Raw genomic sequence first — 14,019 nt, 5'->3', positions numbered from 1 at the left:
ACGCCACTGCCCGGTCCGGACTCCGCTCTACAATCCCGCGCAGGCGAGCGCGCGCTGGTAGGCGTCGACCGCGCCGTCGGCGTCGCCGAGCTGCTCCATCGTCTCGGCCGTGGCGTACCAGTGGGAGGCCGAGCGGCGGGAGTCGGGCAGCGGCGAGAGCCAGCCCTCGACGGCGGCGGCGTGCCTGCGCCCCTCCTCCATCCGGCCGACCTCGCCGTAGATGCGGCCGAGCAGCAGGTTGGCCTCGGCGCCCATGACGTGGCCGTATTCGGGGAGCAGGTTTCTGCTGGCCACGGCGTGCTCGGCGGCGCTGTCGAGGTCGTGGGTCATGTATTCGGCGCAGGCCAGCTCCAGGTAGAGGACGGCCTGGTCGATCGTGCTGGTGGAGGTCTGCTCGAACTCGGTGATGGCCGCGCGCAGCACGTTGCGCACGCTCATCGGGTCCTGAGCGCCGGTGCGCAGCCGGGTGCGCGCGGACTGGACCCGCATCCTGGCGGTGTTGCGCGGCTGGCCGTGTTCGAGCTGGACGGCCAGGGCCCGCTCGATGAAGGTCACGGCCTCGTCGTTGTGGCCGGTGGCGCGGGCGACGAGGGAGGCGTTCCAGTTGGCCGCCACGATGGAGCGCGGCGTGCCCAGGGTGTCGGCCGCGTTGAGCAGCTCGGCCGCGAACTGCCTGGCGCGCAGCATGTCGCCGCGCTCGTAGTAGGCCATCAGCAGCGTGGCGGCCAGCTCGACGAGCAGATCGTTCCAAGGCTGGCGGGCGTTGCCGCTGAGCAGCTGCTCGCCGACCTCGACGGCCTCGCTGAGCCGCTCGCTCTCGCGGTAGGCGCGGCACAGCGCCACGGCCACCTCGATGGCGCGCTCGGGGGAGAGCTCCTCCTCGCGCAGCTTGAGCATGATGGAGATCGCCTGGTCAAGGTCTCCCCCGGCCTCCGTGGCCAGGGCCAGCCCGAATTCGGCGTCTTGACGCAGCGCGGTCAGACCTGCCAAGTTACTGTTTCCCAGGAGCTCCGCGAAACGCGTGCGGGCCTCGGCGACCTCGCCGTTCTCGAGCGCGAGCCGCGCATAGCCGAGGGCGAGCTCGATGTCCTCCATCTGTTCGGCGGTGACGCCGTTGATCAGATAGGACAGCGAGCAGTCCAGCTTGTTGGCGAGCAGCTCCAAAACCGCAGGGGTGGGAGTACGCTTACCGCTCTCGATCAGTGAGACGTAACTGTCGGACAACTCGGGATGGGCCAGCTGCGCCTGTGACAAGCCGCGTTGCCGCCGAACCGTCTTGATACGGAGTCCGACTAGGTCAGATGTGGTCACAGCAGCCGCTCCCTGAGAAGATAAGTCCGAGCAACTCACATAGGCGAGGGAGAAACCCCCATGCGCATGCGCATTGCCCTGTCAATCCTGGCTGTCGCGATCGGCGCCGCGGTAGCCCTTGGAGGTAATGTTACGGCCGCAGGTGCCGCGACGTCTTCCCTCTCCAGCGCGGCCACCGACATCGGTTGCTGCTGAACCGGCCGATGCCGGGAAAGGACAAGGCGACACCCCGGACACGTACCGCACTTCGTGTCCGTCTCACGCGATGGCTCGGCCGGTGAAAGGACCCGCTGGTCCCGCCACCTGCCGTCCACGCAGCCCATACTGAGCGGCCGGTCAGACAGGGCCCCTGTGACCTAATACACACCCAGCACGGTCGAATGACAAGGTATCGACCGCATCTACATTTCTTCTACATGCGTCACGGGGCCCTTGCCGCCTCCACGAGCGTCTAAGCTCCCTACGTGGATCCGACAGTCGATCACGGGAGTCCGAGGGCGGCCGGTCTGACCATAGGTCTGCTGGGACCGGTGACCGGCGCCCTCGACGGCGCGGGTATCGATGCGGGCCCTCCGCTGCAGCAGGCGATCATGGCGATGCTGGCGGTCCGGGCCGGCCGGGTGGTCACCCTGGCCCAGCTGATCGAGGGCGTGTGGGGAGACTCTCCCCCGCCCAGCGCCGCGCAGAGCGTCTACACCTACATCGCCGGGTTACGCCGGGCCTTCGAGCCCGGCCGGGGTCGGCGCGAGCCCCCCGGGGTGCTGGCCCGCACCGCCGGCGGCTACCGCCTCAACCTCGATCCCGAGCAGGTCGACACCCACGTCTTCGCCGGGCGGGTGGCCGCGGCGGCGCGGGCGAGCAGGGCCGGCGACCTCGAAGCGGCGGTGCGCGAGCTCGACGAGGCCCTCCCCCTCTGGCGCGGCCGGCCGCTGAGCGGCGTGCCGGGCCCCTTCTGCGACGACGAGCGCGCCCGCCTGGAAGAGCTGCGGCTGACCGCCGTCGAGGCGCGGGCCGAGGCGCTGCTGCGGCTGGGCCGCCCGCGAGACTGCCTCGCCCAGCTGCAGGACCTGTCCCGCGGCCATCCGCTCCGCGAACGCCCCCGCGAGCTGCTCATGCTGGCCCTGCACGGGTGCGGGCGCCAGGCCGAGGCGCTCACGCTCTACGAGCAGACCCGGCGCGTGCTGTCGGAGGAGCTCGGCGTCGATCCCGGTGCGGGCCTGCGCCAGGCACACCGCGTCGTCCTGTCCGGCACCGGCGGGCCGGCCGTGCCCGATCCCCTCATCCCCCGACAGCTGCCCCGCGACCTGCTCGCGTTCGTCGGCCGCTCGCGGGAGATCGTCCGGCTGCGGACGCTGCTCGACCCCTGGGACGAGGATCCGCCGCATCCGTTCGTGGTGATCTGCGGCCCGCCGGGCGTCGGCAAGTCGGCGCTGGCCGTCCACGTCGCGCACGCGGTGCGCGACCGGTTCCCCGAGGGGCAGCTGTACGTCGACCTGCGCGGCGGCACCCCCAACGTGGCCCGGCTGTCCTCGCACGAGATCTTCAGCCGGCTGCTGCGCGGCATCGGCACGCCCGACGACGCCGTGCCGGTGGACGAGGACGAGGCCGCCGCCCTGTGGCGGAGCAAGCTGCAGGGCAGGCGGCTCCTCGTTCTCCTCGACAACGCGGCCGACCTGGGCCAGGTCAGGCCGTTCGTCTCGGCGCCGCTCGGCACGGCGGTCCTGGTGACGAGCCGGGAGTCGCTCGTGGCCGGCGACGACTGCGTTCAACTGCGGCTGGGCCCGCTGTCCGACGCCGAGGCGACCGCCATGCTGTCCAAGCTCGTCGGCGCCGACCGCGTCTCGGCCGACCTCGGCCAGACCACGCGGCTGGCGCGCCTCTGCGACGGCTTCCCCCTGGCCCTGCGCATCGCCGGCGCGCGGCTGGCCGACCGCCCCGACTGGGCCGTGGGGGCGCTGACGGCGCGGCTCACCGACGAACGGCAGCGGCTGCGGGAGCTGGAGGCGGGCGAGCTGGCCGTACGGTCGAGCCTGGCGGCCAGCTGGGGCGCGCTCAACGGCAGCAGCCGCGAGATCGACGGCGACGCGGCGCGGCTGCTGGGCCTGCTCGGCCTGCTTCACGTGCCCGACATCACCGTGGAGGCGGCGACGGCGCTGTCCGGTTCGCCGCCGTACCAGGTCGAGCGGGCGCTCGAACGCCTGTGTGACGCCCACCTGCTGGAGGCGACCGAGCCGGGGCGCTACCGCATCCACGACCTGGTGCGGCTGTTCGCCGGCGCGCTGATGGAGGCCGGGGAGCGCGTGCCGCCGCTGCGGCGGGCCATCGGCTACTACGCCGCGTCCGCGCGGGCCGCGGCCGTCACCAGCCAGCCGCACCGGGTCCACTGCGCGTATCCGGAGGTCAGGGAGCGGGGCCGCAGGTTCGGCGGCGCGGACGAGGCGCACGACTGGCTCAGGAAGGAGGAGCCCATCCTGCTCGCCGCCGCCTTCCAGGCGATGGCCGACCAGGACGACGACATCGCGCGGGCGGGCACGGCGATCGGTTTCGCGCTGTGGTGGTACCAGCAGCGGGCCTACCGGGTGGCCGACCTGGTCTCGCTCGGCGAACGGCTGCTTGCGACGGGGCGCCGCCTCGACGACCCGATGATCACGATGGAGGGGCACGCCCACCTCGCGACGGGCCTGTACCTGAGGGGCGACCGCTCCGTCTTCCAGCACGGCGAGCAGCACCTGCGCCTGGCCCGGCAGCTCGGTGACCGGTTCAACGAGCAGCGCGCGCACGGCAACCTGGCCTCCACGCACGTCAAGTGGGAGCAGTTCGACGACGCGCTTGAGCACGCGCGGGCTCAGCGGGAGATCGCGTCCGGCATGGGGTCGCGGGTCGGGGAGCTCTACGCGCTGCTGACGATCGGGCGCGTCTGCATCGAGCTGGGCCGGTTCGACGAGGCGCTGGGGGCGCTGGACGAGGGGGCGGAGATGGCCCGCCGCGCGGGCGACGGGCTGCGGCTGGTGGAGTTCGCGCTGGCCAGGGGCAGGGCGCTGATCGAGCTGGGCGAGCTCGCCACGGCGCTCTCCGTGCTCACCGACGCCTCGGGGCCCGCCCGGTTCAGCAAGATGACGGAAGTGGGCTGCCTGGTCTACCTGGCGCGGGCCCACCGCCTGCTCGGCCAGGGCCGGGAGGCGATGCGGCGCGGCGCGGAGGCGGTCGCGCTGGCCGAGAGCATGGGCAGCGCGTACTGGCTGGAACGGGCGGTCAAGGAGCGCGAGGCCGCGGGACCGGCCAGAGACTCGGTCACCACCTGAGCGGCCCGGTCACCGGGGCGGCGCGGTCATCGGGGCGGCGCGGTGTCCCTGAGCGCGAGGAAGAAGTCGACCCGGTCGGCCATCGTGGACAGGTCTCTGCCGGTCAGCTCCTCGATCCGGCGGATGCGGTACCGCACGGTGTTGACGTGCACGTGGAGCAGCTCGGCGCAGGCGTTCCACGAGCCGGCCCGGTCGAGGAAGATCCCGAGCGTGCGCACGAGGTCGGACTGGTGCCTGCGGTCGTAGTCGAGCAGCGGCGACAGCAGCCGGGAGGAGAAGGAGCGGCGCACGTCTCCCGGCACGGTGGCCAGCAGCAGCGCGTGGGTGTAGATCTCGTCGCTGGTCACCACGCCGCCGTCGCGGACCTCGGCCAGGCGGCGGGCGTGCCCGGCCTCTTCGACGCCGCCCTTGAGCGCGGCGGCGCCGGTGAGCGCGCCGCTGAGGCCGGCGCACACGCGGGTGCCCGGCAGCGCGGAGAGCACGGCCACGCCGGCGCGCAGCCGGGCGGCCAGCCCGTCGGCGGTGCTCTCGCGCAGCGGCACGACGGCGACCGCCCCGCCGGCTCCGGCGGCGGCCACGACCTCGCGGCCGAGCAGCTCCTCAACGATCTGACCGCCGAGCGTGGCCGGGTCGGGGCCGCGGGTGGCGCCCTGTGTGGGCCCCTGGGTGGACGCTGCGACGTCCACCACCGCGTACGGCTCCGCCGCGTCGATCCCGCACATGCGCAGCCTGGCGTTGAGCTCGGACACGTCGGCCTCGGTCAGCGCGGCGGCGACGAGCTGACCGGCCAGGCGGCGCTCGACCCTGCGGCCCTCCTCGATCCGGCCGCGTTCGAGGCCCACGCAGGCGGCCAGCTCGTAGCCCAGGTCGGCCCGGCCGAGCAGGTCGCCGTCGCAGGCCAGCGCCCAGCCGGCGGCGCGGTGGCCGCGCCCGACGGCGAAGATCGTGTGCTCGCCGGCGACGGCGGGCAGCCGGGGCGCGGCCAGGTACGCCTTCGCCAGCCCCACGGGATCGCCGGCCGAGCCCACGATCACCTCGCCGGAGGCGGACAGGACGGCGCCGGTGACGCCCAGCTCGGCGGCGGTCACCCGGAACAGCTCGGTCAGGTCGGCCCCTTCGGCGAGGGCGGCGACCAGCCGGCGGTGGCGGCCCAGCGCGTCGCGCACGTCACCGGCCAGCCGGGGCGCGACCAGCTCGGCCAGCGTACGGAAGGAGACCTCGACCGGCACGTCCACCAGCGGCAGCCCGGCCTCCGCGCAGGCCGCCACCAGGTCGTCGGGCACGTGGCCCAGCCAGGCCCGGCCGGCGCCCAGCGCGGCCACCCCGGCCCGCGTCAGCGCGGCCACGAACCGGGCGGAGTCGGCCGGGGCGTGCCACCACATCAGCCCGGTCAGCACCAGCTCACCGCCGCCGAGGTAGCGGCCGGGCTCGGGCAGGTCGGTGATGTGCACGGTGCCGAACTCGCGGCCGGGGTCGCCGGTGAGCAGGGTCAGGCGCAGGTCGTCGATGGCCAGCAGGTCGGAGATGCGCACTTGGAGGAATATACAAGCCCGATATGACAAGCGATGACCGCGATTTCACGTCGGGCGCATAGGTCTGCCCGCCGGGCGGTGCTCTACTCGGAGGATGACCCAGACCTCAGACACGGGGACCACAGACACGGGGACCACAAGCACGGGGACCACGTACACGGGCACCCCGGTCACCGGCGTCGGGGAGAGCGCGCGGCGGCCGGACGCCACGCTCAAGGTGACCGGCGAATTCGCGTACGCCTCCGATCTGTGGCTGGACGGCATGGTCTGGGGGGCGACGCTGCGCAGCCCGCACCCGTCGGCGTGGATCCGCTCCATCGACGTGGGCCCGGCGCTGCGCATCCCGGGCGTGTTCGCCGTGCTGACGCACGAGGACGTGCCGGGCGAGAAGTTCTACGGCCTTGAGCACAAGGACCAGCCCGTGCTGGCCATCGACCAGGTCCGCTACCAAGGCGAGCCGGTGGCGCTGGTGGGGGCCGACCATCCGGAGACGGCCCGCAGGGCGGCGGCGGCCATCGTGGTCGAGTACGAGCCGCGCGAGGCCATCACCGACCCCCGGCGCTCCCAGCACTTCGTGCGCCACCAGCCGGTACGGCGCGGCGACACGTTCGAGGCCGAGGTGGTCGTCACCGGCGAGTACGAGGTCGGCATGCAGGATCAGGCGTTCCTCGGCCCCGAGTCCGGCCTGGCCGTGCCCGCCGAGGACGGCGGCGTGGACCTCTACATCGCCACCCAGTGGCTGCACGTGGACCGCGACCAGCTCGCGCCCTGCCTGGGCCTGCCCCAGGACAAGGTGCGCCTGACGCTGTCGGGCGTGGGCGGCGCGTTCGGGGCCCGCGAGGACCTGTCGATGCAGGTGCACGCGTGCATGCTGGCGCTGCGGCTGAACCGCCCCGTCAAGATCGTCTACGGCCGGGAGGAGTCGTTCTTCGGTCACGTGCACCGCCATCCCGCGCGGATGCGGTACGAGCACGGCGCCACCCGTGACGGCCGGCTGGTCTACGTCAAGGCGGACATCCTGCTGGACGGCGGCGCGTACTGCTCCTCCTCCCCCGCCGTCGTCGGCAACGCCGCCTCGCTGGGGGTGGGCCCGTACGAGGTGCCGAACGTGCGCGTGGACGCGACCGGCGTCTACACCAACAACCCGCCGTGCGGCGCGATGCGCGGGTTCGGCGCGGTGCAGGCGTGTTACGCCTACGAGTCGCAGATGGATCGCCTGGCCGAGGCGTGCGGCCTGTCGCCGATCGAGATCCGGGTGCGCAACGCCGTCTCCCAGGGCTCCCGGCTGATCACCGGCCAGCTGATCGACGCGCCCGCCCCGCTGGCGGAGATGCTGCGCGACCTGGAGACGATGCCGCTGCCGCCCGGTGAGCCGACACGAGACCTGCGGGGGCTGCCGGGCGGCGTCTCGCAGACCACGCACGGCGAGTCCGTCCGCAGGGGCGTCGGCTACGGCGTGGGGATCAAGAACATCTGCTTCTCCGAGGGCTTCGACGACTACTCCACGGCCCGGGTGCGGGCCGTGCTGATCGGCGGCGAGCCGCACGTCACCGTGCACACGGCGGCGGCCGAGGTGGGCCAGGGGCTGGTGACGGTGCAGGCCCAGATCGCCCGCACCGAGCTGGGCGTCGAGAATGTGACCGTGGCCGCCGCCGACACCTCGGTCGGCTCGGCGGGCTCCTCCTCGGCCTCGCGGCAGTCGTACGTGACGGGAGGCGCGGTCAAGGCGGCCTGCGAGGCCGTGCGCAAGCGGTTCGAGGGGCTGCCGGCCGCCGAGGCGCTGGCGCGGTTCGGGCCGATCGAGGAGACGCGCGAGTACCGGCACCGGCCCACATACCCGATGGACCCGCTGACCGGGCAGGGCGACTCGCACACGCAGCTGGCGTTGTGCGTGCACCGGGCGGTCGTGGACGTGGACGTGGAGCTGGGCCTGGTGAAGGTGGTCGAGCTGGCGGCCGTTCAAGACGTGGGGCGGATCCTGAACCCACAGGCGCTGGAGGGCCAGATCCACGGCGGCTCGGCGCAGGGGCTCGGCCTGGCGCTGATGGAGGAGATCCAGGTCCGCGACGGCCAGGTACTGAACCCGTCGTTCACCGACTACCTCATCCCCACCATCCTCGACATGCCGCCCATGACGATGAAAATCCTGGAAAATCCGGACCCGTCGGCCCCGTACGGGCTGCGCGGCGCCGGAGAGCCCCCCACTCTGTCCTCCACCCCTGCCATCGCCGCCGCCGTCAGAGCGGCTACGGGACTCCGGTTGACTCGTGTTCCGATCAGGCCGGAAGATATCGCCTTGTTCGACAGCGGTACGTTCCATGAAAGCTCGACAAAGGGGGCATCCGATGACAAGCGCGCATGAGGCGGCCGAGGCGGAGTTCAGACGGTTCGACTCCGACGGCGACGGGCTGCTGACCGCCGACGAGATCAGGCAGGCCAACGAGGCGCTGGGCGGGCAGGGCGCGTCGGAGAGCGAGATCGAGGCGTTCATCCGCTCGGCCGACAGCGACGGCGACGGCACGGTCAAGCTGGAGGAGTTCGTCGCCCTGGTGGGCCACGGCCGCCACGAGAAGGCTTGACCGCCGCCCACCCTGGGTAGGCCACCCGGCATTCCCCCTGATCACACGAGGGGGAATGCCGGTGCTCGACCGACTCTTCGAGCTGAGCGGCCGGGGCAGCGCCGTCGGCCGTGAGGTGCGCGGCGGAGTGACCACGTTCGTGGCAATGGCCTACATCATCCTGCTCAACCCGATCATCCTGGCCGGCGCCAAGGACGTCACCGGCGCCCGGCTCTCGATCGGCGAGCTGACCACCTCCACCGCGCTGGCCGCGGCGATCTCCACGCTGCTCATGGCCTTCGTCGGCAACGCCCCCTTCGGGCTGGCCGCGGGGCTCGGGCTGAACGCGGTCGTCGCCTACCAGGCCGCCCCGCACATGACGTGGGCGCAGGCCATGGGCCTGGTGGTGCTCGAAGGCGCCGTGATCATCCTGCTCGCGGTCACCGGCCTGCGCACGCTGATCATGAACGCGATCCCGCTGGCGCTCAAGCACGCGATCAGCGTCGGCATCGGGCTGTTCATCGCGCTGATCGGCCTGGTGGACGCCGGCTTCGTGGCGCGGGGCTCGGGCACGCCGGTGCAGCTCGGCGCGACCGGGCACCTCACCGGCTGGCCGGTCGCGGTGTTCTGCTTCGGCCTGCTGCTGATGATCCTCCTGTACGTCCGCGGGATCCCCGCCGCCATCCTCATCAGCATCGCCGTCACCGCGCTCCTGGCCATCCTGGTGAACTCGCTGACCGCCGTCGACCCCGCCGACTGGGGCGTGGTGGCCCCGCGCGTGCCCGAGTCGCTGGTCGCGGCGCCGGACTTCGGGCTGGTCGGCCAGTTCGACCTGTTCGGCGGCTTCGTGACGGCGGGGGCGCTGACGGCCACCGTGGTGCTGTTCACGCTGGTGCTGTCGGGCTTCTTCGACGCCATGGGCACGATCATCGGCGTCAGCGACGAGGCCGGTCTCGTGGATCAGGAGGGCCGGGTGCCCCGGCTGGGCCGGATCCTGACCGTGGACGGCGTGGCCGGCATGGTGGGCGGCGCGACGAGCTCCTCGGCCAACACCGTCTTCGTGGAGTCGGCCGCAGGCGTGGGCGAGGGCGCGCGTACCGGCCTGGCCAGCGTCGTGACGGGGGCGCTGCTGGGGCTGACGCTGCTGTTCACGCCGCTGGCGGCGGTGGTGCCCGCCGCCGCGGCCGCGCCCGCGCTGGTGCTGGTGGGGGCGCTGATGATGACGCAGAGCAAGAACGTGCCATGGAACGACCTGGACCTGGCCGTGCCGGCCTTCCTGACCATCTCGCTGATGCCGTTCACGTACTCGATCACGAACGGGGTGGGCGCGGGCGTGATCGTCTACACGCTGATCAAGGCGGTCAAGGGGCGCTTCGCGGAGATCCCCTGGCTGCTGTGGGTGGTCACGCTGGTCTTCCTGGCCTACTTCGGCATCGACTGGCTGGAGGAACTGTTCGCCTGACGGATGCCTCTAGCGGATGTCGGCGCTGTTGCAGGCCACGCCGTTGGCGTCGGCGTCGACGTACCAGGTGTACTCCTCGTGCGTGCCCCGGTAGTAGGGGCCGTCGCCGGCCGCCACGGCCTCCTTGCAGGAGGCGTAGCGCTTGTCGAGGGCGCGGCCGCCCGTCGCGGGCGAGGTGGTGCCGCCGGGCTGACCGGTCGCGGCCGGGCCGGTCGTCGCGGGGCCGGTCGGCTGCTGGGGCGTGCCGGTGCCGGGGGTGCCCACGTCGGGGCTGCCCGTGCCGGGGGTGCCCTGGTCGGGAGTGCCCTGGCTGGGGGTGCCCGCGTCGGCCGGGCTCGTGCCGGTCGGGTTCGCGCTCGGCGTGCCGCCCATCAGGCGGGTGACCAGCGCGTCGGCGTCCTCCTTGGTGAGGCCGGAGATGCTCACGCTGTCGCCGTTCATCTGCTGGGTGACGATGGGCGCGGCCAGCACGACCTTGGGCCGGTCAGCCTGCTCGGGCGCCAGCACGATCGCCACCGCCCGCTGGTCGGGCACCAGCTCGTCGATGAGCTCGACCAGCCGGTCCTTGAACGCGGGCGCGATCGCGATGCGCACGGAGTATTGGCCGTCGTTGCCGCGCACGGCCTCGATCCGCTGCACGGCGCCGACCGTGACGCCGTCTTCGAGCAGGTAACAGGTGCGCTGCTGCTCGTCGAGCACGGCAGGGTCGCCGGGGCAGGGCGCGACCTTGGTCTCCCTGACCGGCGCGAAGTGGATGGGCACGGCCAGGTGCTGCGGGGGTGTGCCGCCGAGCAGCGGCGTGTCAGGGCTCCTGGTCATGAGGACGGCGACCGTGCCGAGCACGCCTGCGACGAGCACGACGAGGACGAGCGAGACGATCAGCACGATGGTGGTGAGTCTGCTGGCCTTCGGCTCCCCCGGGTCCGCCAGCGGCGGCTCTTCCGGCTTGTCCATCGATGACGAATCCCATCCTGATGTTCGGGCTGCCGGTGAGCCTATCGAGGAGAAGCCGCACCGGGGTAATCAGCCGGACAATCCTCACTGATCTGTGAACTGAGGGGAAGAAACACAGCAGGAAGGCACGTCCGGCGAGAAGAGCTGTCCCATGAAGGTCGGAGTACCGCGCGAGGTCAAGAACAGCGAATATCGGGTGGCGCTCACGCCGGCCGGCGTGCACGAGCTCGTCCGGCACGGCCACCGCGTCTTCGTCGAGGCGGACGCCGGCGCGGGCTCCGCGATCCCCGACGCCGACTTCGCCGGGGCGGGCGCCGTCCTGGTCCCCGGCGCCGACGAGCTCTGGGGCACGGCCGACCTGGTGATGAAGGTCAAGGAGCCGGTCGCCGAGGAGTACCACCGGCTGCGCAAGGGCCAGGTGCTGTTCACCTACCTGCATCTGGCCGCCTCCGCCGCCTGTACGCGGGCGCTGCTGGATTCGGGCTGCACCGCGGTGGCCTACGAGACCGTCCAGACGCCCGGCGGCGCGCTGCCGCTGCTCGCGCCCATGTCGGAGGTGGCCGGGCGGCTGGCGGCGCAGGTGGGCGCCTACCACCTGATGCGTTCGCAGGGCGGCAGGGGCGTGCTGATGGGCGGCGTGTCGGGGGTGCGCGCGGCGCACGTCGTGGTGATCGGGGCCGGGGTGTCCGGCATGAACGCCGCCGCCATCGCGCTCGGCATGCAGGCCGAGGTGATGCTGCTGGACAGGAACATCGACAAGCTGCGCCAGGCCGACCTGATCTACCAGGGCCACTGCCAGACGATCGCCTCCAACATGCTGGAGATCGAGCGCGCGGTGCTGGAGGCCGACCTGGTCATCGGCGCGGTGCTGGTGCCCGGCGCCAAGGCTCCTGAGCTGGTGAGCAACGACCTGGTCAGCCGGATGAAGCCGGGCTCGGTGCTGGTGGACATCTCGATCGACCAGGGCGGCTGCTTCGCCGACTCGCGGCCGACCACGCACGAGCGGCCGACGTACCGGGTGCACGACTCGCTGTTCTACTGCGTGGCCAACATGCCCGGCGCCGTGCCGCACACCTCGACGTTCGCGCTGACGAACGTGACACTGCCGTACGCGCTGGGCATCGCCGACCTGGGCTGGCGGCGCGCCATGCGCGAGGACGCCAGCCTGGCCGCCGGCCTGAACACGCACGAGGGGCGGCTGACCAGCCGCCCCGTGGCCCAGGCGCACGATCTGGAGTGGATGCCGCCGCGGGAGATCCTCGGCTGAGCGACCGGTTCCCCCTGGGGTCTGTTCATCGAGCGCCCGAACAGTTACCGTAAGTAGTGATCAGCTACTTACGGTGACAACTCGGCATGAGAGCCGCGCAGGGCCCTGCGGGGGCGGGGCCCTGCGCTCAGGCCCGGCTACTGCTGGCTCTGGCTGGGCGACGGGGAGAGGGTCTCCATCGGCGTCTGCTGCTGGCCCGTGGGCTGCGGCGGGAGCGGCGCCTGGTCGGCCGTGGTGGTGATCGCGTCCTGGCCGCCGCAGGTGGCGCCGGGCTCAGGCGTGTCGGCGCCGTTCTGGTAGCGCTTGATGAACGCCCCGAGCTTCGGGTCGGCCGGGTCGGTCAGCTTGAGCTGGTGGCCCCAGGAGGAGACCACGATCGGGGCCGGCAGGTTGGGGAAGGGGCTCATCAGCATGTAGTCCTGCTGGCCGGTCGAGCCGGCGACCTCCTTCAGCTTGTCGACCTGCGCCTTGGCCAGATCGGGCCGGTAGGTGATCCAGACGGCGCCGTGTTCCAGCGAGTGCACGGCGTGCTCGCTGTGGATCGGCTTGTCGTAGATGGCGCACTGCTGCCAGTAGTTGTTGTGCTCACCGCCGACCGGCGGCGTCTCCTTGTACGAGACCGCGTTCCACACGTGCTGACCGGCGTCGTACTTGGCGCTCGTCACCGCGTCGAGCGAGGTCTGCCTGGCCTCGTTGATCAGATAGAAGCCGACCACGCCGACGAGCACCACGATGATGAGCCCTCCCGTGCCCCACATCAGCAGTGCGGCGCGGCGTTGTTTGCGCTGCTGCTCGGCCCGCATCTTCTGCAGATGCTCGCGCCGCGCCTGCGCCTTCTCCTTCGTCATCGTTCCTCCATCGGCGTGCCAACTCCGGGGTCACCCTATGCCCTCTGGGCGTATGCAGAGAATAAGAGCGACATAAGCGTCCGATCACGAGTCCGGCCGCAGGTGGGTACGCTGGACGGGCGATGGAAAAGCCCGTGAGAAAACCTCTTCTGCTCATCTGCGGCGTGCTGGTGCTCGCCGCGGCCGCGTTCCTGGTGTTCGGCCGCGACGGCACGCCCGGCGACGCCTCGCCCGAGGCCGGGTTCGCCCGCGACATGGCCACGCACCACGCGCAGGCCGTCGACATGGCGTTCATCGTCAGGGACAAGGGCCCCGCCAAAGAGATCAGGAGCCTGGCCTTCGACATCATCAACACCCAGGCCAACCAGCGCGGCATGTTCCAGGGCTGGCTGCAGCAGTGGCAGCTCACCCAGGCGACCGACCAGCGGCCGATGGCGTGGATGAGCGGCCACGGCCACGGCGCCGCCCCGGCCGCGACGGTCCCGGCGGGGACGATGCCCGGCATGGCCACCCCGGAGGAGCTGACCAAGCTCAAACAGGCCGAGGGCACGCAGGCCGAGGTGCTGTTCCTGCAGCTGATGATCCGCCATCATGAGGGCGGCGTGGAGATGGCCGAGGGGCTGCTCAAACTGTCCACCCGCAGCGAGGTGGTCAGCATGGCGCAGAAGATCGTCGACGGCCAGACCGGGGAGATCAAGCTCATGACGGAGTTGCTGAAGCAGCGGGGCGCCCAGCCCTACCCGTCGATACTGAAGACCTCATAGGGGCAGAACAGGGGCAGAGCG

Annotated in this window: 10 protein-coding genes; 6 read left to right on the top strand and 4 right to left on the bottom strand. The window is 72.0% G+C overall.

The features are described 5' to 3' along the window. Positions 1-27 precede the first annotated feature (27 nt). Entirely contained in the window at positions 28-1,311 is a 1,284-nt protein-coding gene (locus AB0C27_RS32315) for a helix-turn-helix transcriptional regulator (protein WP_357851607.1), read from the bottom strand. Between the two features lie 464 nt (positions 1,312-1,775). On the opposite strand from AB0C27_RS32315, the gene AB0C27_RS32310 reads away from it, so the two are divergent. Then, the gene (locus AB0C27_RS32310) at positions 1,776-4,613 is read left to right on the top strand and encodes a BTAD domain-containing putative transcriptional regulator (RefSeq protein ID WP_357851604.1); all 2,838 of its coding nucleotides are present in this window, start codon (positions 1,776-1,778) and stop codon (positions 4,611-4,613) included. A 26-nt stretch (positions 4,614-4,639) separates the two neighbouring features. On the opposite strand, the gene AB0C27_RS32305 is transcribed toward AB0C27_RS32310, so the two are convergent. Beyond that, positions 4,640-6,145 carry a helix-turn-helix domain-containing protein gene (locus AB0C27_RS32305; protein WP_357851601.1) on the bottom strand — a complete coding sequence of 502 codons (1,506 nt, stop codon included), beginning with the start codon at positions 6,143-6,145 and terminating at the stop codon, positions 4,640-4,642. 94 nt (positions 6,146-6,239) lie between these two features. Between AB0C27_RS32305 and AB0C27_RS32300 the strand changes: the two genes are divergently transcribed. From AB0C27_RS32300 to AB0C27_RS32290, 3 genes are read left to right on the top strand one after another with little or no spacing between them, the layout of a single operon-like run. Further along, positions 6,240-8,507 (top strand): molybdopterin cofactor-binding domain-containing protein, encoded by a 2,268-nt coding sequence (locus tag AB0C27_RS32300; RefSeq protein WP_357851599.1) that lies wholly within the window; start codon positions 6,240-6,242, stop codon positions 8,505-8,507. Continuing rightward, complete coding sequence (locus AB0C27_RS32295) at positions 8,491-8,724, top strand: EF-hand domain-containing protein (RefSeq protein WP_357851596.1); 234 nt, start codon at positions 8,491-8,493, stop codon at positions 8,722-8,724. Before AB0C27_RS32300 ends, AB0C27_RS32295 begins: the two co-directional genes overlap by 17 nt. Before the next feature lie 55 nt (positions 8,725-8,779). Continuing rightward, complete coding sequence (locus AB0C27_RS32290) at positions 8,780-10,165, top strand: NCS2 family permease (protein WP_357851593.1); 1,386 nt, start codon at positions 8,780-8,782, stop codon at positions 10,163-10,165. Positions 10,166-10,174: 9 nt separating this feature from the next. Here AB0C27_RS32290 and AB0C27_RS32285 read toward each other — a convergent pair whose 3' ends face one another. Beyond that, a complete protein-coding gene (locus AB0C27_RS32285) occupies positions 10,175-11,119 on the bottom strand; it encodes an excalibur calcium-binding domain-containing protein (RefSeq protein ID WP_357851590.1) in 945 nt (314 codons plus the stop codon). 151 nt (positions 11,120-11,270) lie between these two features. Between AB0C27_RS32285 and ald the strand changes: the two genes are divergently transcribed. Beyond that, the gene (ald, locus tag AB0C27_RS32280) at positions 11,271-12,386 is read left to right on the top strand and encodes an alanine dehydrogenase (RefSeq protein ID WP_357851587.1); all 1,116 of its coding nucleotides are present in this window, start codon (positions 11,271-11,273) and stop codon (positions 12,384-12,386) included. 137 nt (positions 12,387-12,523) lie between these two features. Here the strand turns inward: ald and AB0C27_RS32275 are convergent, their stop codons facing one another. Further along, on the bottom strand, positions 12,524-13,234 hold the full coding sequence (locus AB0C27_RS32275; protein ID WP_357851584.1) for a DUF3105 domain-containing protein: 711 nt from the start codon (positions 13,232-13,234) through the stop codon (positions 12,524-12,526). Positions 13,235-13,368: 134 nt separating this feature from the next. On the opposite strand from AB0C27_RS32275, the gene AB0C27_RS32270 reads away from it, so the two are divergent. Next, positions 13,369-13,998, top strand: a complete 630-nt coding sequence (locus tag AB0C27_RS32270; protein ID WP_357851582.1) for a DUF305 domain-containing protein — start codon at positions 13,369-13,371, stop codon at positions 13,996-13,998. The last annotated feature ends 21 nt before the right edge of the window (positions 13,999-14,019 follow it).

It is taken from the genome of Nonomuraea sp. NPDC048882 (assembly GCF_040649755.1).
Classification (GTDB): Bacteria; Actinomycetota; Actinomycetes; order Streptosporangiales; family Streptosporangiaceae; genus Nonomuraea; species Nonomuraea maheshkhaliensis.
This window is presented reverse-complemented; position numbering and strand designations above follow the sequence as displayed.